The sequence below is a fragment of the Sporosarcina sp. P25 genome, assembly GCF_002743235.1.
GTDB lineage: Bacteria > Bacillota > Bacilli > Bacillales_A > Planococcaceae > Sporosarcina > Sporosarcina ureae_B.
Genome location: NZ_PDYV01000027.1, coordinates 1 through 26,552 on the forward strand (window position 1 = coordinate 1; position 26,552 = coordinate 26,552).

At 40.3% G+C, this 26,552-nt stretch carries 23 protein-coding genes and 3 pseudogenes; 24 read left to right on the forward strand and 2 right to left on the reverse strand.

The window, feature by feature from the left end; all coding sequences use genetic code 11:
• Positions 1–125 (reverse strand): annotated as a pseudogene (locus CSV70_RS16970) (response regulator transcription factor); the annotation flags it as partial.
• 299 nt (positions 126–424) lie between these two features.
• On the opposite strand from CSV70_RS16970, the gene CSV70_RS15290 reads away from it, so the two are divergent.
• From CSV70_RS15290 to CSV70_RS15395, 22 genes are all read left to right on the forward strand, one after another.
• Entirely contained in the window at positions 425–955 is a 531-nt protein-coding gene (locus CSV70_RS15290) for a cupin domain-containing protein (protein ID WP_085130871.1), read from the forward strand.
• 264 nt (positions 956–1,219) lie between these two features.
• Positions 1,220–2,215: an NAD(P)/FAD-dependent oxidoreductase gene (locus tag CSV70_RS15295; protein WP_085130870.1), complete on the forward strand. Its 996-nt coding sequence runs from the start codon at positions 1,220–1,222 to the stop codon at positions 2,213–2,215.
• A gap of 155 nt (positions 2,216–2,370) precedes the next feature.
• Complete coding sequence (locus tag CSV70_RS15300) at positions 2,371–4,137, forward strand: 2-oxoacid:acceptor oxidoreductase subunit alpha (protein WP_099628004.1); 1,767 nt, start codon at positions 2,371–2,373, stop codon at positions 4,135–4,137.
• Positions 4,118–4,987 (forward strand): 2-oxoacid:ferredoxin oxidoreductase subunit beta, encoded by an 870-nt coding sequence (locus tag CSV70_RS15305; protein WP_085130868.1) that lies wholly within the window; start codon positions 4,118–4,120, stop codon positions 4,985–4,987. Before CSV70_RS15300 ends, CSV70_RS15305 begins: the two co-directional genes overlap by 20 nt.
• An 86-nt stretch (positions 4,988–5,073) precedes the next feature.
• On the forward strand, positions 5,074–5,316 hold the full coding sequence (locus tag CSV70_RS15310) for a ferredoxin (RefSeq protein WP_085130867.1): 243 nt from the start codon (positions 5,074–5,076) through the stop codon (positions 5,314–5,316).
• 278 nt (positions 5,317–5,594) lie between these two features.
• Positions 5,595–6,389: an alpha/beta fold hydrolase gene (locus CSV70_RS15315; RefSeq protein WP_085130866.1), complete on the forward strand. Its 795-nt coding sequence runs from the start codon at positions 5,595–5,597 to the stop codon at positions 6,387–6,389.
• 3 nt (positions 6,390–6,392) lie between these two features.
• Positions 6,393–7,202, forward strand: coding sequence for an IclR family transcriptional regulator (locus CSV70_RS15320; protein ID WP_233191831.1), 810 nt, complete (start codon positions 6,393–6,395; stop codon positions 7,200–7,202).
• A gap of 274 nt (positions 7,203–7,476) precedes the next feature.
• Complete coding sequence (locus CSV70_RS15325) at positions 7,477–8,391, forward strand: VOC family protein (protein WP_085130865.1); 915 nt, start codon at positions 7,477–7,479, stop codon at positions 8,389–8,391.
• 25 nt (positions 8,392–8,416) lie between these two features.
• Positions 8,417–9,208 carry an SDR family oxidoreductase gene (locus CSV70_RS15330; RefSeq protein WP_085130864.1) on the forward strand — a complete coding sequence of 264 codons (792 nt, stop codon included), beginning with the start codon at positions 8,417–8,419 and terminating at the stop codon, positions 9,206–9,208.
• A gap of 17 nt (positions 9,209–9,225) precedes the next feature.
• The gene (locus CSV70_RS15335; protein WP_233191832.1) at positions 9,226–10,917 is read left to right on the forward strand and encodes a thiamine pyrophosphate-binding protein; all 1,692 of its coding nucleotides are present in this window, start codon (positions 9,226–9,228) and stop codon (positions 10,915–10,917) included.
• A 29-nt stretch (positions 10,918–10,946) separates the two neighbouring features.
• A complete protein-coding gene (locus tag CSV70_RS15340; RefSeq protein ID WP_232319181.1) occupies positions 10,947–12,404 on the forward strand; it encodes an aldehyde dehydrogenase family protein in 1,458 nt (485 codons plus the stop codon).
• 12 nt (positions 12,405–12,416) lie between these two features.
• Positions 12,417–13,193, forward strand: coding sequence for an aspartate dehydrogenase (gene nadX, locus CSV70_RS15345; protein ID WP_085130862.1), 777 nt, complete (start codon positions 12,417–12,419; stop codon positions 13,191–13,193).
• A gap of 19 nt (positions 13,194–13,212) precedes the next feature.
• Positions 13,213–14,535: an aromatic ring-hydroxylating oxygenase subunit alpha gene (locus tag CSV70_RS15350; protein WP_099628001.1), complete on the forward strand. Its 1,323-nt coding sequence runs from the start codon at positions 13,213–13,215 to the stop codon at positions 14,533–14,535.
• 12 nt (positions 14,536–14,547) lie between these two features.
• A complete protein-coding gene (locus tag CSV70_RS15355; protein WP_085130860.1) occupies positions 14,548–15,051 on the forward strand; it encodes an aromatic-ring-hydroxylating dioxygenase subunit beta in 504 nt (167 codons plus the stop codon).
• A gap of 91 nt (positions 15,052–15,142) precedes the next feature.
• Positions 15,143–15,940 carry a 3-(cis-5,6-dihydroxycyclohexa-1,3-dien-1-yl)propanoate dehydrogenase gene (hcaB, locus tag CSV70_RS15360; protein WP_085130859.1) on the forward strand — a complete coding sequence of 266 codons (798 nt, stop codon included), beginning with the start codon at positions 15,143–15,145 and terminating at the stop codon, positions 15,938–15,940.
• A 298-nt stretch (positions 15,941–16,238) separates the two neighbouring features.
• Positions 16,239–16,418: a VOC family protein gene (locus tag CSV70_RS16360; protein WP_099628000.1), complete on the forward strand. Its 180-nt coding sequence runs from the start codon at positions 16,239–16,241 to the stop codon at positions 16,416–16,418.
• Between the two features lie 1,047 nt (positions 16,419–17,465).
• Positions 17,466–18,518 (forward strand): ABC transporter substrate-binding protein, encoded by a 1,053-nt coding sequence (locus tag CSV70_RS15370; RefSeq protein ID WP_099629492.1) that lies wholly within the window; start codon positions 17,466–17,468, stop codon positions 18,516–18,518.
• A gap of 203 nt (positions 18,519–18,721) precedes the next feature.
• Positions 18,722–19,615, forward strand: coding sequence for an ABC transporter ATP-binding protein (locus CSV70_RS15375; protein ID WP_233191578.1), 894 nt, complete (start codon positions 18,722–18,724; stop codon positions 19,613–19,615).
• Positions 19,605–20,375, forward strand: coding sequence for an ABC transporter permease (locus CSV70_RS15380; protein WP_085130851.1), 771 nt, complete (start codon positions 19,605–19,607; stop codon positions 20,373–20,375). The genes CSV70_RS15375 and CSV70_RS15380 overlap by 11 nt, the downstream gene beginning before the upstream one ends.
• A 65-nt stretch (positions 20,376–20,440) precedes the next feature.
• Positions 20,441–21,187, forward strand: a complete 747-nt coding sequence (locus tag CSV70_RS15385; protein WP_085130849.1) for an ABC transporter permease — start codon at positions 20,441–20,443, stop codon at positions 21,185–21,187.
• Positions 21,188–21,301: 114 nt separating this feature from the next.
• On the forward strand, positions 21,302–22,597 hold the full coding sequence (locus tag CSV70_RS15390) for an MFS transporter (protein ID WP_099629493.1): 1,296 nt from the start codon (positions 21,302–21,304) through the stop codon (positions 22,595–22,597).
• Positions 22,598–23,099: 502 nt separating this feature from the next.
• The gene (locus CSV70_RS15395; protein WP_085130845.1) at positions 23,100–23,630 is read left to right on the forward strand and encodes a cupin domain-containing protein; all 531 of its coding nucleotides are present in this window, start codon (positions 23,100–23,102) and stop codon (positions 23,628–23,630) included.
• A gap of 727 nt (positions 23,631–24,357) precedes the next feature.
• On the opposite strand, the pseudogene CSV70_RS15400 reads toward CSV70_RS15395, so the two are convergent.
• Positions 24,358–25,634, reverse strand: a pseudogene (locus tag CSV70_RS15400) (IS110 family RNA-guided transposase).
• Between the two features lie 316 nt (positions 25,635–25,950).
• On the opposite strand from CSV70_RS15400, the gene CSV70_RS15405 reads away from it, so the two are divergent.
• On the forward strand, positions 25,951–26,349 hold the full coding sequence (locus CSV70_RS15405; protein ID WP_099629494.1) for a hypothetical protein: 399 nt from the start codon (positions 25,951–25,953) through the stop codon (positions 26,347–26,349).
• Positions 26,350–26,385: 36 nt separating this feature from the next.
• Positions 26,386–26,552: pseudogene (locus CSV70_RS15410) on the forward strand (sodium:calcium antiporter); the annotation flags it as partial.

Below are 26,552 nucleotides of genomic sequence, written 5' to 3' on the forward strand. Positions count from 1 at the left end.
GTCTTTGGTTGATTTTCTTCTTCTGTACGTCGTAATGCCACACGTACTCTTGCTGTGAGTTCGCGTTCGTCAAATGGTTTCGTAATATAATCATCCGCACCTTGGTCGAGTCCTTTCACCACATCTGATTTATCGGACCGAGCAGCACGAGATGTACATCCTCCATCCAAGTGAATAACTGCGGTTTCAAACGGATTCACCAGCCACAAATGCCGTCACACAATCTTCGGATAATGTTCGATCTTTTCATAGCATCTCAATAATCACCAAGCTAATTATTAGAAGATTTTAAATTTTATGTTGACAATGAATTTATTTAGAAGTATGATATGACCATATAGAAACATTGTTTTCTATATAAAACAGCAGACTTCTTTGAATAAGCGTTTTCGTCAAGAGGTCTAAAAATAGGGAGGAAGAAAACATGGAGTTCACAACAGTAGAGGATTTTGAAAAGAAATATATTGCGAGATTGGGAGATAGAAAGTTGGACTGGAACGTTTTAAAGTTCCAAGAAGAATTAGATCCGAGATATCGCCGTGCACAAATGCGCTATATTGGACGTGGTGCAACAGCAAACAAAGATTCAAATGTAATTGAAGCAAATAACTTCACATTAAGCACGATGGTTTTACCAGCTGGTTCAATTGGCCCATTGCACTTACACTCAGACGTAGAAGAAGTGTTCTTCATTTTGGAAGGTGAAATGACGGTCCTTTTAGAGTATGAAGGAAAAGAGTATGAGATAAAAATGAATAAGCGCGACTGTGTCAGCGTACCACCCGGCATTCAGCGTGGTATCCGCAACGATGGAAAAGAAGATGCGATGATGCTTGTTATGCTAGGTGCGGCAAAACCACAACTACCGACTTATCCAGAAGGCAGCGAACTTGAAAAAATTCGCATTGAGCGTGCGAAAGAAAGAGAAGCGATTGTTGCGCAGGCAGACCGCTAATTTATCGATGGATCAACTGATCTTTAATCAAAAAATATTTTTGCACAGAATGTAGAGGCGTCTACCATAGAAGACTTTCATCTCTAAAAGTGACAAAATGATAGCGCTTTAATTATCCAGTTTAGCAGGTCATCCAAACTCTAGATGACTTGCGTTCTTAATCTGGATGCAATTACGCCTCGGCGTAATTGATTACATAGTTTCATATTTTACTTAACGGTAGAGGTGCATCGACATCAATCGAAGGAAAGTGAGGAATTTAAAATGAAAATCGATGAGAAAGTATACGACATCACAATAATTGGAGGTGGCCCTGCTGGGTTGTTTACTGCATTCTATGGAGGAATGCGGGAAGCTAGTGTGAAGATTATAGAAAGTTTACCTCAGTTAGGTGGCCAGTTGTCAGTACTCTATCCGGAAAAGTATATTTACGATATTGCTGGATTGCCAAAAGTCCGTGCCCAAGAATTGATCGATAATTTAAAGGAACAAGTGAATATGTTCCCAACGACAATCTGCTTGGAGCAAGCTGTACAAACGGTGGAATGTCAAGAAGACGGGATTTTTAAACTCCAAACGAATCAAGAAATTCATTTTTCAAAGACGATCATTATTACGGCAGGGAACGGAGCATTTGCAGCTCGTCGCTTAGGGATTAAAGGCGCGGAGCAATTCGAAGGGAAAAACCTTCATTATTTCATTGACAACTTAAATAGGTTTACGGATAAAGAAGTGGCAGTATGTGGCGGGGGAGACTCGGCGGTCGACTGGGCATTGATGCTCGAACCGATTGCGAAAAAAGTTACCATCATCCATCGACGCGATAAATTCCGCGCTCACGAACATAGCGTGGAAAATTTGAAAAAATCCAGTGTGGAAATCAAAACCCCTTATATTCCGTCTGAACTGATCGGAGATGAAGGTGGTATTAAACAAATCGTCATCGAAGAGCCTAAAACTGAAAACTGTGAAGTGATTGATGTCGATGACTTTATCGTCAACTATGGATTCGTTTCCGCGCTCGGTCCAATTAAAGATTGGGGATTGAAGATTGAGAAAAATTGCATAATCGTTAACAATAAAATGGAAACGAACATTCCTGGCATTTATGCTGTGGGGGACATTGCAACGTATGAAGGGAAAGTAAAACTGATTGCCACTGGATTCGGTGAGGCACCGGTCGCAGTTAGTAATGCAAAGCAGTACATTGACCCGAATGTACGTTTACAACCGAAACATAGTACGGCAATCTTTGCATAAAGTTTTACGATAATATATATGTTGAAGTTATTTTGGCTATAACTATCGGCTTACTGTCCGAATTGCTATCTATCGTAATTTTATCGACAAAAATCAGCGGTTGAATGTTAACTTATATGATTTTAACAGTAACCGTGCTAAAAGGGGCAGATTTCATGAAAACAGATCTTTCGTGGAAAGTGGGAGGACAGCAAGGGGAAGGAATTGAAAGTACGGGTGAGATTTTCTCCAAAACTCTGAACCGGCTCGGTTTTTATTTATATGGATATCGCCACTTTTCATCTAGAATTAAAGGTGGTCATACGAACAATAAAATTCGCGTTAGTACTGAAAAAGTCCAGGCAGTTGCCGATAATTTAGACATACTTCTTGCATTCGATCAAGAAACGATTGATCTAAACTATCCTGAATTACATGAAAAAGGTGTTATCATTGCTGATACGAAATTTAAACCAGTGAAGCCGGAAGACTCGAAGGCTGAACTATATCCTGTTCCATTTACTGATATCGCTTCCGACCTCGGCACTTCTTTGATGAAAAATATGGTAGCGATCGGTGCTACTTGTGCCGTTATGAATTTGGAGGTTGAGGATTTCTCTGTTGTTATCGAAGAGATATTTAATAGAAAAGGCGGAGATATGGTTCAGAAAAATATGAAGGCTATCCAAGAAGGGTATATGTATATGCAAAAAAGCCTTGGAGAAAAAGCCTCAACTTTATATCTTGCAAAGGCTGAAAATACTCATAAACGGATGTTTCTGATTGGTAATGATGCGATTGCGCTTGGGGCTTTGACAGCAGGGGTTCGCTTTATGCCTGCATATCCAATCACACCAGCCTCTGATATTATGGAGTATTTAATTAAAAAGCTTCCAAGAGTCGGTGGGACAGTCATTCAAACAGAAGATGAAATTGCCGCTGTGACAATGGCAATCGGTTCTAATTATGCGGGTGCTCGTTCTTTCACTGCTTCATCTGGACCTGGATTATCATTAATGATGGAAGCGATTGGTCTTTCCGGCATGACCGAAACACCTCTTGTTGTTGTTGATACACAGCGTGGTGGGCCATCTACTGGATTACCGACAAAGCAAGAACAGTCTGATTTAATGGCGATGATCTATGGGAATCATGGAGAAATTCCAAAGGTTGTCATTGCTCCAAGTACAGCTGAAGAGGCTTTTTACGATACGATAGAAGCATTTAATATTGCAGATGAGTACCAGTGCCCTGTTATTTTATTGTCCGATTTACAGCTTTCGTTAGCGAAACAAACCGTAGAACCTTTTGATTTTGATAAAGTACACATTCGACGGGGGAAGTTAATTACAACTGATATTGAACAAACGGAAGAAAAGGACTATTTTAAACGCTATGAAGTAACAGACGATGGTGTCTCTGCACGTGTGATTCCAGGGGTGAAAGGTGGCATTCATCATGTAACTGGTGTCGAGCATGACGAAACAGGTAGACCAAATGAAACTGCAAGTAATCGTAAACAACAAATGGATAAAAGAATGCGTAAATTATCCGACTTGACAGAACGATTCCCAAATCCAATCACAGTGAATGTTCCAACAACAGAAACAGATCTTTTACTAATAGGATTTAATGCAACGCGTGGTGCTATTGAAGAAGCTGTCCACCGTCTGAGAGAAGAAGGATTGAACGTAAATCACTTGCAAATTCGACTCATTCACCCATTCCCGACAGCAGCTATCAAGCCTTATATAGTCGGGGCAGATCATGTACTTGTTGCAGAAAGCAATGCGACGGGGCAACTTGCCAATATTATAAAAATGAATGTTGGTCATGTCGATAAAATTCAAAGCATGTTGAAATATGATGGTGATCCATTCCAACCACACCATATTTACGATGCGAGCAAGGAGTTGTTAGAACATGTCTACATCAACAATTAAAGATTTTAGAAATGGTGTGAAGCCAAATTGGTGTCCAGGTTGTGGAGATTTCTCTGTACAAGCAGCGATCCAGCGTGCTGCAGCTAATCTAAATCTTTCTCCAGAAGATCTGGCGGTTATCTCTGGAATTGGCTGTTCCGGTCGTATTTCAGGCTATATTAGATCATACGGTCTACATGGAATCCACGGAAGGGCGCTTCCGATTGCTCAAGGAGTAAAGATGGGGAATCGTGATCTTACTGTCGTTGCGGCTGGAGGAGATGGTGATGGTTTTGCAATTGGGATTGGACATACGATTCATGCGATGCGGCGTAATATGGATATTACTTATATCGTAATGGATAATCAAATTTACGGATTAACAAAAGGTCAGACATCACCGCGTTCAGAGGATGGGTTTATTACATCATCGACACCGGAAGGATCAATTGAAAAAGCAATATCTCCAATGGAGATGGCGATAACTAGTGGAGCTAGCTTTGTGGCACAATGTTTCTCAGCGGATATTAAGGAATTGACTGCGACAGTGGAAGCAGGAATACAACATAAAGGTTTTTCAATTATTAATGTCTATAGTCCATGTGTCACATACAATAAAGTGAATACGTATGATTGGTTCAAAGAGAATTTGACCAAATTGAGTGATCTAGAAGGATATGATTCTTCCAACCGTGAAATGGCCATGAACACTTTAATGAAACATAATAGCCTGGTAACTGGAATTGTTTATCAAGAAGAGAAGCCTTCTTATCAAGAGTTAGTAAAAGGGTATGCAGAGCAACCCTTGGCGCATATGAACCTCGATTTACAACCTGAACTTTTTAGGGAACTTGTAAACGAGTTCATCTAGTTTTTTTACACAAGATTGAAAGACATAAATAAATCTAATTGTGCGGAGGCGCAATTGACAATAGAAGATGAAAGGGGAATCACGATATGAAGAAGTATACATTAGTAGAACAAGAGACTTGTATCGCTTGCAGTGCGTGTGGAGCTACTGCCCCCGATATATTTGATTATGATGATGATGGGCTATCTTATAGTATTCTCGACGATAATACAGGTGTTACGCCAATAGGAGAAGATTTAGTAGATGATCTTATAGATGCTTGTGAGGGATGTCCAACAGACTCGATACAAGTAGCAGACGAACCGTTTCTACTTGTAGTAGAAAAATAATATCTCAAGATAGAAGTCTCCCTTCTTATAGTGTAATGACGGTGTAGATTCACTATTTCAATAATAGATGGGGGAAATAAGAGGTCGCTTCTTATTTCCTTTTTTGATTGTTTTAAGATGTTATTTGAATATAGTGTATTTTGGTAATAGTCAGTTTGGAACTTAGGAGTCGCTTGACTTTACGAAGAATAAGTACGTACAATTAATATTAATATCGGGAACTTTGTTTTATTGATAAAACATAGAAAAAACGATAAAAATGCTTGAGGAGGGGTTTTATGTCGAAAGTGGAGTTGGTGGATCTGCCTATTCATTATCTCAGTAAAGGAAGTGGACCACCGCTTGTCTTATTGCATGGCTTAGGAAATAACTCGAAGTCATGGATCCATCAATTGGAAGGGCTGAAGAAAGATTATACGGTAATTGCTTGGGATGCTCCCGGTTACGGTCAAAGTGCGGACCCTGTTCCAGAATTACAACATTTTTCCCAGTTTGCGGATCATTTAAAGAAGTTTCTTGATGATCTTCTATTAGAGGAAGTTTATTTGTTAGGGCATTCGATGGGGGCGGCAATTGCGATCGATTTTGCGATAAGATTTCCTGAAATGGTTACCAAATTGATGATTGCTGCACCGACCCGGGGAGCGGCTGGGCTCAATGAAGAAGAAAATATAAAGAAAAGAAAAGCTCGGCATGATCTCGTAGAAAATACTCCACCAGAAGAATTAGCAAGACAAAGAACGTCTGCACTGCTCGCTGCAAATGTAGATTCTTCAATTTTGGAATATGCGCAAAACATTATGGCTGAAGTCCGACTGGCAGGTTATAAATCAGTTGCCAACAGTTTATACCACTTGAATCAAATGGATGAGTATTCAAAAGTTATGGTTCCGACTCTTGTCATTTGTGGAGAAGAGGACCAGGTGACGCCTGTCAGCGAGTCGGAAATTATTGTCGAAAGGCTGAAAGACGGACGTTTGAAGACAATAGCGGATGCGGGCCATCTCAGTTACTTGGAAAAACCGGAAGTATTCAATAAATATGTATTAGATTTTTTAAGAGAAGAGGAATAGATAGTGGAGATCACAAAAAAGAAATTGGAAAAGCAAAAAAGTGATAATGAAAAATATCTTTCAAATTCCATTTTACGTGGATTGGAAGTTTTAAAGATGTTCAGTGTAGAAAATCAGACTTTGTCCTTGGCAGAAATTGCAAGTAATTTAGGTGTCAGCCGAACAACGCCTTATCGCATCTTGTATACATTGGAAGAGTGCGGTTATATTTATCAAGATAGTCATACGAAGCGCTATGGACTTAGACCGAAAGTACTTGAACTAGGCTACACTTATTTGAACAGTCTCGAACTACCAGAACTAGCGGCGCCTTATTTGGAGAAGTTAAGAGATGAAACGGGCATGTCTTCACATATGGGGATATTGGACGGGAATGACATAGTGTATATCGCCAGGTATCCGGCTAGAAGTGTCGCTACGATTACAATTAACGTCGGATCACATCTGCCTGTCCATGCTACAGCGATGGGGAAATGTCTATTGGCACATTTACCCGAAGAAAATAAAGAAGAGTTGTTGTCAAAGCTGCAAGTATTGCAGATACCCGATGCACCGATAGTGGAAGTCAAAAAATTGCGTGATGAATTACAATCCATTAAAGAAAAAGGCTACGTCTTCCATAAAGGGGAGTTTGAAACAGGAGTTTGGTCTGTCGCTTGCCCGATCTTTGGGAAAGACAATAAAGTGATTGCTGCCATAAACATAGCGATTACACAACATGCGGCCAACGAAGAGCTGATGGAAGAAAAGATTATCCCGGCAGTTTGTCAAGTAGCTAGAGAAATATCCTCATTTATGGTTCTGACTATCTAATCTGTATTACAAAAGAAGTCGCACTCTACTAGGCATATACATCATTTGCGTCTTTCAGCAAATTGTAGCTGTGCCTAGTTACTGACTTTAAGTTAATTTTTGATAAGTCTGAAAACTGTATTGACAAAAATGCACAAGTAAGATAATGTGAATATTAGTATTAGAAACAATGTTTTCTATGCAAAACGAAGGATATTGAAAAAAACCGCTTGAGTAAAAAAATTACTATTCTATGTCATTTAGTAAAGAAAGATTGGAGAGGTGGGGAAACTCAATGCTTGAAATAACACATTTGCGCCACATAAGTTTAATAACACCTAACCTGGAAGAACAAATCGAATTTTATAGGGATGTATGGGGATTGGATGTTGTCTCACAAGATGACAATCATGTCTATTTCCGCGGTTCAAGTCCTGAACATCATATCCTTCATCTGCAACGAGGAGAAAGAAGAGGTCTCCATCACATTGCATTTGGAATGGTGGACAAAATAGCAGTAGACAAAGCGGCGGTCTTTCTGAAAGAGAAAGGCGTGGAGATCATCCAACAGCCGGGCTATCTAGATGAAGTGGGGGGCGGTTATGGCCTTCGTTTCGTAGACTATGAAAACCGTTGCTATGAACTTTCAACATGGGTAGACATCCATACAGAACCATGGCAAAGAAAAGTCGATTCGAACCCGCTTTACTTGAACCATATCGTCTTAAACACAACTGATATCCAACGGTCAACGGATTTCTTCACTGAAGTGCTCGGCTTTATGGTTTCAGATTGGAGTGAGGATCAGATGGTGTTCCTGCGGTGCGATAAAAATCACCATGAAATTTCGTTTAACCGGGCTGAACATGCATCGCTCAACCATATCGCCTATGAAGTGGAAGGTGTGGATGAAGTGATGCGTGGAATCGGCAATGTCCGGAAGAAAGGATACAAAGAGATTTGGGGACCGGGAAGACACGGACCAGGCAATAACATCTTCTGTTATTTCCAAGATCCAGGCGGGTTTGTCATGGAGTACACATGTTATGTAGATGTGATTGAAGATAAAAAAACATGGCGCGCGCAAGTTTGGAAGCGAGTACCGCATTTATCGGATAGATGGGGAATTGCAGGACCGCCTTCGCCAGAAACTAGAGTGAAGATGGCGGGAGAGCCGGATCCCGGTTGGGCTTTAGTAAATACGAAGTGATGGAAAAAAGGGGTGGCTGAGTAGTATGGATTTAAATTTAAAAGACAAAGTTGTTGTCGTCATGGGCGGCACGGCGGGTATCGGTTTTGAAACAACGAAGATGCTACTGGAAGAGGGGGCGAAAGTCGCTATTTGCGGACGGAGCCAAGATCGCTTAAACCAAGCAGTCGAAAAGTTGACAAACGATTCAAATCGGGAAAATCTATTCGGCCTAACATGTGATGTTTCCAAGCGTGAAGACGTAGAAGCATTCATTAATGCGACGGGCGAACATTTCAAACGAATTGACGTACTTGTCAATAATGCAGGGCGGAGTATTATGTCACACTTCTTCGACATTACGGATGAGCAATGGCAAGAACAAATCAATCTGAAATATTTTGCAGTCATTTACGCGGTCCAAGCAGTTGTTCCGTTCATGAAAGCACAAGGGGAAGGTCGAATTATCAATATGAATGCGACACTTTCCAAAGAGCCGGAACCACACATGGTTGCAACTGCCGCAACGAGAGCGGGATTGTTGAATATGACGAAAAGTTTGTCGCATGAGTTGGCGAGAGATAATATACTCATCAATACAATTAGCCTTGGGTTGATCAAAACGGACCAATGGGAACGCCGAAGATTGGAACGAGCACCAGATGTGGATCCGGAAGTGTATTATAAAGAGTTGGCGGAAAATAGAAAAATCCCACTGGCTCGGGTCGGTTTACCTGAAGAAGTCGGAAATGTCATTTTGTTTTTAGCGTCAGAACGTGCCAGCTATGTCACAGGTGCAAATATAGAAGTATCGGGTGGGTTAAGTAAAGTTTTATAGGACAAGGGGGACTTGGAGTGGAAAGTACACAATTGCAGTTTACGGTAGCGGATGCAATAGTAAAGGAATTAGTCAATGCGGGTGTTGAAACCGCTTACGGGATTGTGAGTATTCATAATATGCCGATTTACGACGCGATTTTACGTGAAGGAAGTATTGAATTAGTTTGTGCACGTGGAGAGAGTGGCGCAGTGAATATGGCTGACGGACATGCAAGATCGACTGGCAAGCTAGGCGTGGCAATTACAAGTACAGGCACAGGCGCAGGAAATGCAGCAGGTGCTTTGGTGGAAGCCTGGAGTGCCGGTGTTCCCCTATTACATATAACCGGTGAAGTTTCTTCTGAACAGATTGGGACAGGTAGAGGTTATATCCACGAATGTAAAAATCAGCTTCAAATGATGGAGGGAGCTTGTAAAAAAGCTTACCAACTAAAGGTTCCGGAGCAGGCAACTGGGTTTATCCGAAAAGCGATCAAGGAAGCATTTCAAGTACCATCAGGTCCAATAAGTGTTGAAATACCAATTGATTATCAATCAGCCATTATTCCAGATACTCCGATTTACGATGAATTGGCAAATAGTTCTTCAATACAAGAAAAATTCATTGTACCTGAAGCGGTTGTGCAGGCGATGAAAGAAGCGAAGCGACCAGTATTATGGGTCGGAAACGGAGCGATTTTGTCAGGTGCTTCCGAACAAATCAGACAGTTGGCGGAAATGACGGGCGCGCCTGTCATTACGAGCCAATCAGCTAAAGGAATCATTCCGGAGGATCATCCGCAATGTATTGGACATTTTGGGGCTTCTCCAGAAACAAAGCAATTTTTGGCGAATGCTGATGTACTCATTAGTATTGGTGTACGTTTCCGGAGTAATGAAACTGCCGGCTGGTCAGTTGAAGTACCGGAAAATCATATTACAATTGATGCCGATTATTTGGCGGTCAGCCGAAATTATGAAGCGAAGTATGGGTTAGTCGGAGATATTAAAACGGTCGTAGAGAGTCTTGTCACTCTACTAGAAGAAAGCGGTTACACAATGCCGAGCGGTGAATATAGTGAAAATGTGCAAGAATTGCGTGAAACGCTCAGAGCCAAGTTACGCAAAACATTAGGACCTTATGAAAACATTTTGGACAGTATGAGAAACAGACTGGACGAAGAAACAATTTTTGTAAGGGACGTTACCGTTCCAGCGAATGTTTGGGGAAGCCGACTGTTCGAGATTTATAAACCACGCCATTCGATTCATGCCTCGGGAGGCGGAATTGGCCAAGCCTTACCGACAGGAATCGGCGCACAAAAAGCAAACCCTGATAAACGGGTTGTCGTATTAGCAGGGGATGGCGGCTTCATGGTCAATATTGGTGAACTTGCAACAGCAGTCCAAGAGAACCTTTCGATGATCATACTTGTGTTTGACGATAGCGGTTACGGTGTACTTCGAAATATTCAAGACGCAGCATATGGCCGACAAGTCGGTGTCGATTTGGTCAGTCCGGATTTTGTACAGCTGGCACATTCGATGGGGATAGGGTCAACGAGAGTAGGTTCTGCCGATGCATTTGACCAAGCATTGGAGAATGCTACAGGGTCAGATAAGATGACTTTGATTGTCGTCGATATGGAAGCAGTAGGACCGATGGCTAAACCATTCGGGGGGCCCCCGGGTGTCGCTTCGTCATTTCAACCGAAAAGAATAAAATAAGATCGTTCAATGGAAATGAGGGAGACAAATTGGTCTATAAAACGGAAGCAACTTTGCAAATTTCAGGAAAGATATTAGTGAACGGTGAATGGAAAACGTTAAATAGGCACAAAGACGTCATCAATCCTGCCGTCACAAGTGAAGTCGTCGGTTTTATCGGGCTGGCATCCGAAGAAGATGTAGACCGGGCGATTACGGCAGCGGCAGATGCGTATCCAACATGGTCGCAAACATCATTGGATGAACGAATTGAGCGTGTTCACCAAGTATGGGAGCGTGTGAAAGACCGTGTCGATGAATATACGACTTTATTTGTCAGAGAAAATGGTAAAACTCTGCAAGAAGGCAAGTTAGATATTCAAAGATGTGTACAGATTTTAAATGAGTTGCCGGAAAACCTGAAAAACTGGTATGAGCCAAGAGATTTGTCCGGACAGGCCCAACAGGTCGAAATTCGGAGACGTCCAAGAGGTGTGACGGCAATCATCACCCCATGGAATTCCCCGATGATCTTAACGTTCAAGCGGGTCATACCGGCTATTTTGACAGGAAACACAGTCGTTTTCAAACCTGCGACAGATTGTCCATTGACAATTATGGTCTTCATGAAAGAGCTTGCTGACTGTCTACCGCCAGGGGTATTGAACGTTGTGACAGGTTCGGGTGGTCTTATTGGAGATCGAATCGCGAAGGACGAACGGGTCCGGACAATTGCGTTTGTAGGTGGCACAAATACAGGAAAAGTATTGATGGAAAAGTCTTCGTCTACTTTGAAGAAATTGAATATGGAACTGGGCGGTAATGACCCTGCCATTATATTGGCCGATGCCGATTTGAACAAGGAAACAATCCTAAAGTTAAGAAATGGAGTTTTGAAAGGTGCTGGGCAAGTATGTTCTGCCATTAAGCGCATTTATGTCCACGAAACTCGATACGAAGAGTTGTTGGATAAACTAAGCGAAGAATTTAACAAAACAATTGTCGGAAACGGGATCCAACCGGATGTCAAAATGGGTCCATTGAATAATGAATCACAATTTCGTTTCGTGAAAGATTTGATTGACCATGCAGAAAAAGAAGGTGCCAAAGTGCATTATTTTGGTAGAAAACTAAACGAGGATACATGGGAAGACGGATATTTCATGCTTCCGGCCATCGTTACAAATGTGCATCAGGAGAGTGAGATCATGAGAGCGGAGCAATTTGGTCCTGTCATTCCGGTGATGTCGTTCAATGATACCGAGCAAGTAATCAAATATGCGAATGATTCGGAATATGGATTAAGGGCATCCATTTGGACAACTGACATCGAAGCAGCAAAACGGTTGGCTGATCGTATCGAAGCTGGCGCCATATTCTTTAACAATCATACGATTTTCAAAGATTTACGCCTCGATTTTCCAGGAATCAAAGAAAGTGGTCTATCGAGCGTGACAGAATTTGGCGGCTTTGAACATTTCACTGATTCATATGGATTTGCCGAATAAGGAGTTGTCTGAATGAACATAGGTATTATCGGAGCCGGTTCCATTGCGACATTCATCATAAAAGAAATACAGCAAATGCAGTTGGACGGATTGAAAGTGAAGAGCTTATTTGTCCGCAACTTAAAAAAATATGAACAGCTAGCTGCTGATTATGGAGTCCAGTTGTTCAATGATATCGATCAATTTCTCGAATCCGATATAGACATCGTAGTGGAAGCAGCCAACGTAGCAACGGCTCATCAGCACGTTCCAAAGGTGCTTGAGAAAAAAGAAGTGATCATCATTAGTATCGGAGCACTAGCTGATGAGGCATTTTTAGAAGAAGTTAAATTATTAGGAAAAAAACACAAACATTCAATTTATTTACCATCCGGTGCAATAGGAGGAATAGATGCAATCCAAAATGCAAATGGATTAGGAGAATTGAAAAGGGTTTCATTAACAACGAGGAAACCGGCGCATTCATTTGGAGAGGACATCGTAGGGGAAAAAGTGATTTTCCAAGGATCAGCTGCAGAAGCGATTGAAAAATTCCCTAAAAATATCAATGTTTCGATTGTATTATCACTCGCTGGGATCGGAGTGGAAAATACGAAAGTTGAAATTATTGCCGATTCGACAGTGACGAAAAATCATCATCAAATTCAAGCGGAAGGTACTTTTGGGTCTATGACGTTTCAAATTGAAAACGAGCCGATGCGTACGAACCCTAACACGAGTATGTTAGCCGCTTTAAGTGTGCTAGGTACATTGAAAAAGTTGCAATCTACTATAAAGATCGGCTTATAAAAATAAGGAGGTCGTTTGTATGACTACTACGAGTACTAAACAAGTTCCGCGGCTAGACGAAATGACAAGAAGTGAATTGATTCAATACTTAAAAGATACAGTTAAGCCAGAAGAAGGCTTGATTCCATCTTATATTTTCTCACATCCAAAAGTTTATGAGCTTGAGATGGAGAAAATTTTCTTAAAGGACTGGCTATTTGTCGCCCATAAGTCGGAAATACCGAACATAGGAGATTTTGTGACACGGGAAATGGGCGGACAGAGCGTCATCGTCACACATGGTGCAGATGGTGAAATTCATGTGTTGCTAAATGTTTGTACACATCGCGGTATGAAACTTTGCCGGATGGATAATGGAAATCAAAAAAACTTTACGTGTCCTTACCATGGGTTCAACTTTAAAAACACTGGTGACTTGATCGGGATTCCGTTCCAGAAAGTCGTTTACGGTGAAACGATGGATAAAAGTAAAATGGGCTTGAAGGAAATTCGTCATGATGTCTATGCAGACTTGATTTTTGCAACGCTTAATTCTGAAGCTGTTTCCCTCGAAGAATTTTTAGGAGATATTAAATGGTATCTCGACCTGGCATTTAACCGTGCAGAAATGGAGGTTGTAGGTCTTCCACAAAAATGGAATGTAGATGGAACTTGGAAACTGGGATCAGACAATACAATTTCTGACTCTTACCATACATTGGTTTCTCACGGATCGATTGCAAAATTAGGCCTTGTTCCGACAGGGGACTATTCAAAATATGGTTACCAGATTTATACGGGGAACGGGCATGGATTGAATTTAGGCATGCCGAACCCTGACGGTTTTGCCTTTCCTGAAAGCTTAATTGATGAATATAAAGAACGACTCAATGAAGATCAATACGACATTTTGAAGCAGATGAAGAATATGATTGTTTGTGTCTCTCCGAATATTATGATTCTCATTTCTTCGATGGATTTAAAAGGCCAGAAAATCTCTCATACATCCCTTCGTATCTGGAAGCCGACGGGACCAGACTCCATGGAGATATCATCTTGGATGCTTGTTGAAAAAAATGCAACAGAAGAATGGAAGAGATTATCAGAACAAGCTTTTACACTAACGTTCGGAGCTTCTGGAATTTTCGAACAAGACGATACAGAAAATTTTACAGATATCACACAAAACAGTAAAAGTCCATATCATTTACATGAGAACATTGTCTTTAACTACACGATGGGTATGCATCAAGAGCCAGTAGAAGACTTCGTTGGACCTGGTATTGTTTATAAAGATAAATTTAATGAAGCGAACTCCAGAGCATTTTTCAGAAACTGGCTTGATCAAATAACGGCTGAATAAGAGGTGAATGGGATGCATGAGGATATTATATTGCAACATGAAATTGAGCAATGGCTTTATAAAGAATCAGAGCTTTTGGATCAATTGAATTTTGATGGTTGGTATGAACTGTTGTCTGAGGAAATCAGTTATACAATGCCTTTAAGAATCAATCAAATGGAAAAGTCAAAACCTGATTACTCAGAAGCTACCTTACTATTCGACGATGATTCGACAACTTTGAAACTTCGAATCGATCGTATGAAAACAGATATGGCGTGGGCTGAATTGCCACCATCACGTACAAGAAGGAATGTTTCGAATGTGAAGATCAAAGAAGTGTCGGAAAATGAAGTGGCTGTCCATAGTAATTTGCTGTTGTATAGAAGTAGAAGTACAGATACGACTGCTGACTTAATCTCGGGAGAGCGTAAAGACGTACTCCGCAAAGAAAATGGTGATTGGAAGTTAGTATCACGCTGGTTCTTAGCAGATCAGACGTCTTTAGGAACAAGAAACTTGGCGATTTTTGTTTAATAGTCATTCAATATGTAGCTACCCGTTAAAATTAGGGTAGCTACAGTTGTTATAAAAAGGATTAACTTTATAGTGGGGAAGTGTAAAAGTGATGGAATCATTGGATGGAAAAGTTGCAATTGTGACAGGTGGAACGAACGGCATTGGGGAAGCAGTCGCAAGGGAGTATATACATCAAGGTGCTAAAGTTTGTATTTTGGGAAGGTCAGAAGAGAAGCTGAATGCGTTACAAGAAGAATTTAAAGACAATATTTTAACAGTGAAAGGCGACGTAACAAAATATTCAAGCCATCAAGAAGTTGTCCGAAAAACGGTGGAGAAGTTTGGAAAACTGGATATATTAGTTTCCAATGCAGGCGTATTCGATGGCTTTGTCACATTGGAGCGACTGCCAGAAGAGCATCTGGATGAAGCGTTTTCAACTATTTTCGATATAAATGTAAAAGGGGGCTTATTGGCGGCAAAAGCTGCTGCTGAAGAGCTGAAGAAAACGAAAGGGAATATCATCTTCACTGTTTCCAATTCCGGGTTTTATCCGAATGGCGGAGGCCCTATTTACACGGCAAGTAAGCATGCGATTGTAGGGCTTATCCGAGAGTTGGCTTATGAGTTGGCTCCTGAGATTAGAGTAAATGGCGTGTCACCTGGTGGAACGGTCACGGAAATCACTGCGATCCCATGCCTGCAAGATAGCGTAAAACAGATAGATAAGGAAACGAGAAAGAAAAATATTGCAAGTAGAAATCCACTGCAAATTGCTCAGGAAGCAAGTGATCACAACGGCGCCTATGTCCTATTGGCATCTGATAACGCTAAGGCGATAACAGGAACCATCATAGAGAGTGACGGAGGGCTTGGTGTGAGAGGGATGCCTGGTACGACTTTCTGATAATAGGTCGTTCTAAGGCGAAATTGATTACTGAGATATGGTGCAGTCTTGATAAAAGAATGCTCGGAACAATTCAATAGAACAAATCGATTTCATCGTAAAGGATATAGATCAAGCCATATCATCATTCAGCAAGTTGCTTGGCTTTATGGAACCGGAATATTTTTTGGCAGGTGCCCATGACCAATCGCAAGTGTTTCATAAAGGAGTCACCTCAGATACGCAGAGTAAGTTTGTACTCATTGACACACTGTAAATCCAAATCGAACTGATGGAAGTGAATGATGAACCAAACACGATGAAAGATTATTTGGTGGGATACGGAGAAGGGATTCATCACCTTGCTTTTGTTGTAGACAAAATTGCTCCTTGTCTCGAAACTTTTGCTACAAGAGTTTATCCGTTGCTACATTCAGGTAAATTCACATCTGTAAACAAAGGGCGTTATGCCTATTTAGATACAGAAGCTTCGTTGTAAACTGTATTCGAATTGCTTGAAAGAGAAACGCCCCAGCCTAAAAAAGTGGGGATGATATTGCCGAGCTACTGTTTGGCTCACGGACTATCACACAAATCGCATTCATAGTGGAAGACATCAATGCGTCTGCTGCCCGCTTAGGGGACTTGCCAATCTTGAAGATTCCCCCAAAAATCGAGTCGGGGGTTGCGGAGTGACTCAAGTAGCATATAAAAGAGAAGCAAAAGAGGCTGACGTAGGATTCATTTTTTTGAAACACCAACAATCAAGGTGAAGCTCATTCAACCAGGAAAAAGCCTGGGTGTTTGGAAGGGGCATTTGGAGAAATATGGGGAAGGAATTCACCATATTTCTTTGGAGCTGGACAATTTGGAAGAAAGGTTACCTGACTTTCGAGAATAGGACTATGACGTCATCCAACAACGCAAGTATTGGAATGGGCAATATGCATATTTGGACACCACAGAAGAGTTTAAAGTAGTGTTAAAATTATTTGCAGGTCAATCTCATTAAATTCAAAGACAGATGGTTTTGGAACCATAATTTGTCTACATGCAGTCAAATTTAAAAAGACTACATTTCGATTAGGAACGAAATGTAGTCTTTTTCTTATGATTGATTATCCCTATCCATGCACTTTAAGTTGGGAAGGACTACAGGGTTTATTACAAAAATTGCAATATATACTTTCTAAAAGCCGAAATAATATTTTATTCTCAATATCGACTCGCTGTCAGATATACAATGCGTTAATTATAGTGGAAGGCATAGTAAGAAGTCAGTACGATGAACCTACGATCAAGATTCTTTTTTTATTTAAATGACTGCATAAACCGGTCTGCTAATAGACGATTCTTCACATAAAGTGTTATAAGAAAACTATATTAATATCTTATTTTATCTTATTGACATTAAATTCAGAAGAGTGTAAAATTTAATTATAGGATTTACAAAAACATGTTTTGCATATAAAACATATAAAAAATCCTGTTTTGTCATTATTCATTCAGGTTTAATGAAAGCGGTTACAATAGGGGGCGGAATTTTGTGGGAGAAATACAACAGAAAATTGGAGGAACGAAAATGAAGAAAATGATTGCAGGTTTTGTCTTCGTATTGATGATCGGACTATTGGCTGCATGTGGTTCTGCTGATCAACAAATTGGTAAAGCTTCAGCTGAAGGAGAAAAAGGGAATGGACCGGTTGAAATTAAATTAGGCGTCGGCTATGCAACAGAAGAAAACTTATGGCTAATTAAAGTGGCATCCGATCTGGCGCCGAATTATGGAGAGAAATATACAATAGACCTTCAGCAATTTAGGGCGAATACTGATCGATTGAATGCTTATCGAGCTGGGCAAATTCAAGGGGGATCAATTGGACAAGGGGCAGCGATTATGTCGGCAGCTCAAGGGATCAATTTGAAAATTGTTGCAAACATAGCTAAAGAAACACCTGGGGAAGGATTCAACTCGGCATTCATGGGACTGAAAGATGCTGGCCTTGAATCAGCGGCCGACTTAAAAGGCAAAACAATTGGTATCCCTGATTTCAAATCACCTACTGATATGTGGGCACGTTCGGCTGTGAAAGCAGCAGGGTTAGATCCTGATAAAGATGTAAAGTATGCGGTGCTTCCAACTCCGGCAGTGGAAGAAGCGGTGAAAAGTGGGAAGATAGATGTCGGTTTATTTCCACAACCTTTCTATGAAATGGCACAAGAAGCCGGTGAATTAAAAACAGTGTTCACTTCCAAAGATGGTGTTCCGATAGACGAAGATTTCCTGAATCTCTTTTTACATCCCGACTTTATTGCAGAGCATGAAGAGGCGGTTCGTGCACTCGTGGAAGACTTACAATATATGACAAGGTACTATGTGGAGAACAAAAAAGAGGCTCGTCAAAAGTTGCTGGATGCTGAATTTGTTCTTTCTGAACCGGAAATTTATCTCAATCTAGTCGATTATAACCGTTCGATCGATAGTTCACTTACGAAAGAAAGCTGGAAGCTTGTCCAAGAAATTTTGCTGGAAGACGAATGGATTGAACAGAAAGTTGACTTAGATGAATTGATTGATGACTCATTCTTAGCCAAATAACTTGGCCAATCAGGGGTGGGGTGAATGACAAAAGTATTTAAATTTAGAGGGAGTCCGAAATAGACTCTCTACAAATTTAGTAAAGGGAAGCTACAATGCTGGCCGGTAGCCATTGTCACAAAGATGCGACGGTTTTAGGTTAACTATGTCACTTACTTAAGACACAAGTAGACCGAAGTATAATTGTTTAGGATGGTCTGTATTTGAAAAAGTTCAATGTTGGATTTCTATCGGAGGTGGCGAAAATGAGTTTTGGATCCGTAATGACAAGAGTTGTTCCCGTAAATAAGGTAGAGCCAAAAGAGAGTGCGATTAAAATATCTAACTTGCGTAAGGTCTTTGAACGTAAAGGTGAAGAGATTGAAGCAATCAAAGGGATTGATTTAGATATAAAAGAAGGCGAGTTCGTAAGTGTTGTCGGCCCGAGTGGTTGTGGAAAGAGTACATTCCTTCATATTGTTGGCGGCTTTATTGAACGGACATCAGGGGTGGTAAGTGTCCGAGGAGAAGAAGTTGGCAAACCTGCTCCGGACAGGGGAATGATGTTCCAAGAGTCGACCCTATTCCCTTGGCGCAAAGTTTACGACAATGTGGCATGGGGGTTGGAAGCACAAAAGTTTCCCAAAGCTGATATCAAAGAGCGGGTGGAATACTTCTTAAAACTTGTCGGACTTTGGGAATTCAAAGACAATCTGCCTTCCGAGTTATCGGGAGGCATGAAGCAGAGAGTATCTCTTGCTAGAGTGCTTGCTTTTGACCCTAAAGTGCTGCTTATGGATGAACCATTCGGTGCACTTGATTCCCAAACTAGAGAGACGATGCAAGTGGAACTTCAAAGGATCTGGTCGGAATCGAAAAAAAGCGTGATATTCGTTACACATGATATTGAAGAAGCGGTTTATTTAAGTGATTACGTCGTTGTTTTGACGAAACGTCCCTCGGTAGTTAAGGAAATCTTGAAAATTGAATTACCAAGACCCCGTGATGTATCGATTCGAAAGTCTTATGATTTTATTGATTACCGGAATCATATTTGGGATCTTTTGCATGAGGAGGAAAATGTGAAAAGTATAGGAGGTCAATCCAATGCCGAGTAGCTTTAAGAAAAGTCGCTTTATAGTTATTTCTTTGGTGGAGCTTCTCCTTTTCTTATCGTTATGGCAACTACTGTCAATGACGGATTGGTTTCCTACCTATGTCTCCAGCCCGGCAGTTGTTCTTGGGATTATTAGTGAATTTTTTATGACAGGTGAAGTATTTCCACACATAGGAATCAGTTTATATCGATCGATTGTCGGGTTTTTGCTGGTTGTTTTATTCGGAACAGGGTTGGGAATCTTAGCAGGATTTTTCCAACCGATTGGAAGGTTTTTTGATCCGGTCGTATCTTTTTTCAATCCGATTCCTAAAATTGCTTTACTTCCTGTGTTTTTAGTTTGGTTCGGTGTGACAGATACGACAAGGATTCTGATTATTTTCACGAGTGCTTTTTTCCCTTGTTTTATTGCAACATTGGATGGTGTTCGAGGAATTAATAAACTTTATCTATGGTCAGCGGAAAATATGGGAGCTTCTAAGTTCAAAATGTTGTACCGTGTTGTACTTCCAGCGGCCCTCCCTAAAATATTTGACGGTTGGCGTGTTGCTCTTGCGTTAACTTTTGTCATGATGTTTTCATCGGAAATGATTGGTTCATCAACTGGTAAAGGCTTAGGATTTATGATTCTGAATGCTGATGCATATGGCCGTACGGATATTGTTCTTGCTGCAGTCATAGTTATCGCAGCGTTAGGTTTTCTTTTCGATCGATTGTTAATCGGTCTGAGGGGGAGGGTCTTATGGTGGCAAAATCGATAGTAGATCGATTGTTGTCACGAAATCTTGTAGCGCTATAGACACCAGGACATAGAGGGAGGACGCATATGAAAGCGATAAAAAAATTTATTGTGAAATATTTAGCGTTAATACTAATAGCTCTATTGTGGCAAGGGTTCGTGTTGGCAGAACTTTTTCCAAGACAGTTATTCCCTGGTCTTGGAGAAATTCTATTGGTATTTGTTGAGCTGCTTGCCACAAGCGATCTATGGACAAATATGGGAGTTACAATTTATCGGATCTTGGTAGGTTTCTTACTTGCAGCAATCGTTGGAATTCCAATTGGGATTCAAATGAGCCGGTCATCATTTATTGATGACCTTATGCAACCAATTTTCACGGCAGGTTATCCTATACCAAGAGTGGCTTTATACCCTATATTTGTACTCCTATTCGGGTTAGGTTCTGGTTCTAAAATATTTACCATTTTTCTCGAGTGCATTTTCCCTATAGTAGTGAGTACATACTACGGTGCGAAAAGTGTAAATCATTTGTACGTTTGGTCTGGTCAGAATATGGGGGCGACCGATCGAAAGCTGTTTTGGAAAGTGTTTTTGCCAGGAACGATGCCATCAATTTTCACAGGTTTCCGAATTGCGCTCCCAATAGGGGTGGTTATTGCTGTACTGACAGAAATGATCAGTTCAAATAATGGAATTGGATATTTTCTCGTTTATTTATCGGCCACCTTATCCCAAAGCAAAGTGTTGGCAGTCGTAATTTTTATATCACTCTTTGGTTATGGGTTAGATCGCTTACTACTATATGTAAGAAATCGATATGTTTACTGGTAAGAGATAGGTATTTTAGATAATTAACTAAAATTAAATTCAATAAAGTGAATCGTATACAAGTTTAGGGTCTCCAATTGTGAAATTCCTTAATAAGATAGTATGGGAGGAACGAAAATGAATACCAAAAACAACAAACGATGGTTATATATAGCGACGCCTATTTTCTTTCTATGGTTTTTCGGACAAATTGACAAGTTAGGAATTTCCATTGTCCAGACTGATCCACAGTTTCTAAGTGATCTTGGAATGACAGGAGCCAATGCGAATGCGAAGATTGGCTTCTTAACCTTTATCTTCATGGTAGCGTATGCAATCTCCAACTTTTTCTGGGGATTCTTCATTGATAAGTTCGGAGCCCGCAAAACAGCAATCATTGGAGTTTCGATTTGGACAGTGACAATGCTGCTAGGCGGATTTGCCACCACTTATGAAATGTTCATGGTGACACGGATTGTCTTAGGAATCGGGGAAGGGATGATGATCCCGGTCTGTGGGAAATTCATCGCTACTTGGTTCAACAAAAACGAATTGGGCCGCGCGCAGTCTTCCTGGATTTCGGGTAACTATGCAGGACCTGCCATCGGTGCAGTTTTCATTTCATTGATCATTGCCACGCTCAGTTGGCATGCGACGTTCTTTATATTGGCTGGGTTGAATTTACTTCTTGTATTGCCGATGTTGATTTTCTTAACTAGAAATGAACCGGAAAGCCATCCGGGCGTCAGCAAAGAAGAATTGTCGTACATAAGACAAGATGATACTCCGGTTACTGAAGAAAAGAAGAAAAGTTACGTTCAAGATTCCCGTTACTGGATTGTTTGGTTCGGTATGGTGATCACTTCTTTCTTATTTTTCGGCATTAGTATTTGGCTGCCAACGTACTTGATGCAAGCCAGGAATTTTGATGTAGATGCTATGACTGGGATCACATCCTTATCTTGGTTGTTTGCACTTGGCTTCGTTCTGATCTGTGGTTATTTAGCAGATAAAACGAAGCGCCCTAGTTTAATAGCAACGATCTTGTTTGCTTCCTGTGCAATCTTGTTGACGGTTTCCACACAAGTCTCGGTCGCCATCATATCCGCTTTGGCATTAGGACTTGCAATGGGAACATTGGGAGGAATCTTTCATTTAAGTAACTTATTTATCGTACAATTTTCAACGCCAGAAACTGCTGGTCGTGCAGCGGGGCTCATGGGTTTCACGAACATATTCGGCGGATTTTCTAGTTATGTGATGGGATGGATGCGCGATATTAACGGAGGAGACTTCGGTCCGTCGCTTATCATGTTGATTGCTATCACCGCTTTGGGGTTCATCGCTTACTTGTTTACGCTTAAAACAGAAAACAAAGAAGTTCAGGAGGCTAAGAAAAAGATTCAAAATCAATCAGAAATGCAGGCGATTTGATCATTGCTTAGCTATTTTTTAGTCTCCTGATTTGGCTTTTATGAAGTGGTTTTGAATTTGGTGGTCAAACTAAGTAGGTAATGGTAGTATGCAAAAATATTAATCGCTACTACCATTCCATGGAAAGCGGTTGTATAGAAATAATATACTCCCCAGATTTTAATAATTATAATGAATTGCTACTCCCACCAATAGCTTTTTTCATTTACAGGATTCTAATTCATAATATAACCATATTTTTTTAACATCACGGTAAACCCTAATTATAAGCTGAAGACCTTATTTGTAAGGGGTGTTTTCATTAATATGGATTCTCTGGGAATAACTAAGTTTATTTAATAAATAGTTTTCTGGGAATTTAAACATTTTATGTATTCATGAATCTATAGAGTCTAATCCGTATAGTGACTCTAATTTCTATAGATATCTTATAATTACGCAATTTAATATACCTAGACCAGTCCGAATTTTCATATAAAACTAAATTAGGGAGGTTTCACCTATGGCAGATGAAAAGTTTTCAATTGAAGAATTCGAAAAAAAGTATGTAGCTAAATTGGATGACAGGTCTTTGGATTGGAATGTATTAAAATTTCAAGAGGAGATAAACCCAAAATACAGGAGAGCACAAATGAGGTATATAGGTCGTGGTGCAACTGCAAATAATGATTCCAATATTATTACTGGAGAGAATTTCACTCTCAGTACAATGGTATTACCCGCTGGTTGCATAGGTCCATTACATTTACATGATGATGTAGAAGAAGTATTTTTTGTCTTAAAAGGTAATGTTACTGCATTAATTCAAGAGAATAGTGAAGGTGAAGTACATGAAATTAAATTAAATGCCCGGGATTGTATTAGTAGTCCTCCTGGTATATATAGGGGCATTAGAAATGATGGGGATGATGAAGCTCTTATGTTAGTAATGCTAGGTGCAATTAAGCCCAATTTACCTACCTATCCTATTGGAAGTGAGCTAGAAGAGCTTAGAAAGTCTAGAGCTAAAGATCGAGAAGCAATTATTAAATAAAAGTAATATAGTAGACTGACATAGCGATTTGAGACATCTATAAAACACCTTAATTAGGCTGCTGCGACACCATAACCGGTGTCAGGTAGCCTAATTTTTCTTGGATTCGTTATTTATTAAAATAATTCAAGTAAGCGATTACTCGTACAACTACATCTTGAATTTGTAGTGAGTTAAATTTAACGTATTGAAATTCCTCAGACTTTAGACTTGAATGAAATGATTCAATCATCGCATTGTCTCAACAGTTTTCTCGACGTGACATGCTGCTGATCAGATCATGATCCTTGATACAGAATTGGTACGCGTATGATGTGTACACACTTCCTTGATCCGAATGTACAATCACTCCCTCTATAAATGTTGATGTATCAACGGTTTAAGCCGTTGTAAAGGTGCCGAAAAAATGTTTTTTACACGCTGATAAACAATAATAATTAGATATTTGAGTATTCAAACGTCCATGGGTGCGCTACGCTGTCATCGCTGGATAATATTGGTTGCGATGATGATGCTATATACGATGCACTTTGAATCTCCGTATTGCTTATGATGACGTACCCTCCCATGTCTCTTGGCGTCAAAAGCGCCTACATACCTTCGTTCGGTCTAGTCATAAGGCGGAGGCTGGCTAAGCTCCTTTGGGGACTCATTGGTCGTATGGATAATATAATGCCAGCTTCTCCGTGTCATCCAATTTTCTAGTCATTCCCTCAGAATGTCGTGCTTAAGCAACTCTATCGAGCGTGGGAATGTCCCTCATCATTTGCTCAGCGTCAAACACCATGTGCTTCGTACAGATTGCGTGCAGTACCTTCAGTAGTTTTCCGCAGAGAACCACGATGGACTGTTTCTTGCGTAATGGATTTACTTGTCTGGTTGTGTAATACTCGTGCAGTTGTTTAAATGCCTGGTTATGACGCACCATTGGCATCATGACACGGAAGAGCAGTGCACGCAGCTGGCTTCTTCCTCTTTTAGAAATTCGTTTCTGTCCCTTGTGCTTTCCGGATGAATTCTCCCCCAATGTCAATCCCGCCAGTTTCAGTAATTGACGTGGATGATTGTAATGGACAAAACTGTCGATTTCTGATAGTAAATCAATAATGGTTGCGTCTCCAAGTCCTGGGACTGTTTGGAGATATTTGTACTCAACTGTAGCCTGAATAAACGCTGTCAGCTGTTCTTGAAGTGATGCCAGCTCCTTCTCAAGTTGGCGATAACGCTGGACAAGTGTGGCAATTTCATTACGGGCCATCTGTTGTCCTTCTATTACACCTATAGAAGTACGCGCATTTACAATTAGCTTTTTCGTCTTTGGCAGTTGGGAAGATTTCATCCCCTTAACCGTCCGTTAGGTTGCCAGTAGTTCTGACGGTTCCTGATTCGCTATCTCACACGGGAATGGGGTACATTCCAAATCGGCAAGCACCATTTTCCAAAGGACGGAAATACTGTTTGGAATTCAGGAAAATACCGATCAGTCCATCGGATCATCTTGTTTTTAATCGTGTTCAATTCTTCAGTAAGGTTGCCTATCAGTGTCGAACCGACACGTAATTCAGCCTCTATTTCTCTTAATCTCCGTGGATAGTTGTAACGACCATCTTTCATTAGACGCGCGATGACAAGGGCATCCTTAGCGTCGTTCTTCGTCTGAAGATTATCGTCAAGTTCCTTGGATTTCTTTACATGCATGGGATTACATACGACGAGGGGGATGCCCCGATCGTCGAGAAAGTAAGCCGAATTGAGCCAATAGTGACCGGTAGGCTCGATGCCAATGATGACATCGCTTTAACCGAATTGTTTCTTAGCGTCTAGAATACATTCATAGAAGTATTAGAATCCTTGATTGGATTGATGTACAGGGAACGATTTCTTCAGGATCAGTCCACGCTCATCCACCATACAGGCGTAATGTGTTCGTTTGGCAATGTCGATTTCGATGACTAGCGTTTTATCTGTAACTTGATTAATCTTAGCATTTTGCGTAAAATTCATTGTGAGCCCTCCTTGGTATTTAAATTAGGGGTCAATTCGTGCAGATTTGACACCCCGCTTCATACCAAGAGGGCTCTTTGTGTTCAAGTCCCCGAAAAAGCTTCTAACAGGAATGCTCCTTTATACACCTTTGAGAATTGTCAGTATTTTTTATTGTTGAAGAAATTAAAACTATAATTTAAACAAATTTCATTTACCTTAACTAGACATCCTATATAAACGTATATCTATTTAACTAATTATTTGTAAATAGGAAAATTTACTGAATCCTATTTTGCTGTTAACTCGTATAGTAAACAAATAGGAGATACTTTAAATGAAAAGGAGACATACGTTCTTAATTGTATTACTAGTGCTGCATATTACTGTACTATTGGCTTATGACTTTTTTTCAAACTTTAATGAATTGTTTTACATTCCCAAACTACTATTCATAGGGCTTATTTTGCTTATTTTACTTGGAGGTTTTTTTGAGAATCGTTATCTTAAAAATGAATCTCTAAAATATGGTTACTTATTTCAAATTGCACTTACATCTTATTTGTTGACTGTTCTTATTGTATTTACTCTATTAGGTGGTGTTTCGCAAGTAGGTATATCATTATCTAGCCCTGTTGTTTGGATCTTGTTAATCATAACTTTTTATGACATTAGAAAAGAATATAAAGAATATAAAGATTTACAGATTAGCGAAACAAATATAAAAAATTCTTAACAAAAAAGAAGTCCTGACGACATTCAGGCCACTGATAATGTGAAGTGGGGGAAGAATATCCTCATTACGCTAGTTGGGCTGGCGGCAATTATTTTCGGAGGAGATTTGGTTGTCGATAATGCTACGACAATCGCTTATTCTCTAGGCATGAGTGAAACATTGGTTGGTCTCACGATCATCGCCATCGGTACCTCTTTACCTGA

Bases quoted from the DNA above. Each gene is read 5' to 3' on its own strand.
- CSV70_RS15290 (WP_085130871.1), top strand. From the start codon at position 425: ATGGAGTTCACAACAGTAGAGGATTTTGAAAAGAAATATATTGCGAGA.
- CSV70_RS15295 (WP_085130870.1), top strand. From the start codon at position 1,220: ATGAAAATCGATGAGAAAGTATACGACATCACAATAATTGGAGGTGGC.
- CSV70_RS15300 (WP_099628004.1), top strand. From the start codon at position 2,371: ATGAAAACAGATCTTTCGTGGAAAGTGGGAGGACAGCAAGGGGAAGGA.
- CSV70_RS15305 (WP_085130868.1), top strand. From the start codon at position 4,118: ATGTCTACATCAACAATTAAAGATTTTAGAAATGGTGTGAAGCCAAAT.
- CSV70_RS15310 (WP_085130867.1), top strand. From the start codon at position 5,074: ATGAAGAAGTATACATTAGTAGAACAAGAGACTTGTATCGCTTGCAGT.
- CSV70_RS15315 (WP_085130866.1), top strand. From the start codon at position 5,595: ATGTCGAAAGTGGAGTTGGTGGATCTGCCTATTCATTATCTCAGTAAA.
- CSV70_RS15325 (WP_085130865.1), top strand. From the start codon at position 7,477: ATGCTTGAAATAACACATTTGCGCCACATAAGTTTAATAACACCTAAC.
- CSV70_RS15330 (WP_085130864.1), top strand. From the start codon at position 8,417: ATGGATTTAAATTTAAAAGACAAAGTTGTTGTCGTCATGGGCGGCACG.
- nadX (WP_085130862.1), top strand. From the start codon at position 12,417: ATGAACATAGGTATTATCGGAGCCGGTTCCATTGCGACATTCATCATA.
- CSV70_RS15350 (WP_099628001.1), top strand. From the start codon at position 13,213: ATGACTACTACGAGTACTAAACAAGTTCCGCGGCTAGACGAAATGACA.
- CSV70_RS15355 (WP_085130860.1), top strand. From the start codon at position 14,548: ATGCATGAGGATATTATATTGCAACATGAAATTGAGCAATGGCTTTAT.
- hcaB (WP_085130859.1), top strand. From the start codon at position 15,143: ATGGAATCATTGGATGGAAAAGTTGCAATTGTGACAGGTGGAACGAAC.
- CSV70_RS16360 (WP_099628000.1), top strand. From the start codon at position 16,239: ATGAAAGATTATTTGGTGGGATACGGAGAAGGGATTCATCACCTTGCT.
- CSV70_RS15380 (WP_085130851.1), top strand. From the start codon at position 19,605: ATGCCGAGTAGCTTTAAGAAAAGTCGCTTTATAGTTATTTCTTTGGTG.
- CSV70_RS15385 (WP_085130849.1), top strand. From the start codon at position 20,441: ATGAAAGCGATAAAAAAATTTATTGTGAAATATTTAGCGTTAATACTA.
- CSV70_RS15390 (WP_099629493.1), top strand. From the start codon at position 21,302: ATGAATACCAAAAACAACAAACGATGGTTATATATAGCGACGCCTATT.
- CSV70_RS15395 (WP_085130845.1), top strand. From the start codon at position 23,100: ATGGCAGATGAAAAGTTTTCAATTGAAGAATTCGAAAAAAAGTATGTA.
- CSV70_RS15405 (WP_099629494.1), top strand. From the start codon at position 25,951: ATGAAAAGGAGACATACGTTCTTAATTGTATTACTAGTGCTGCATATT.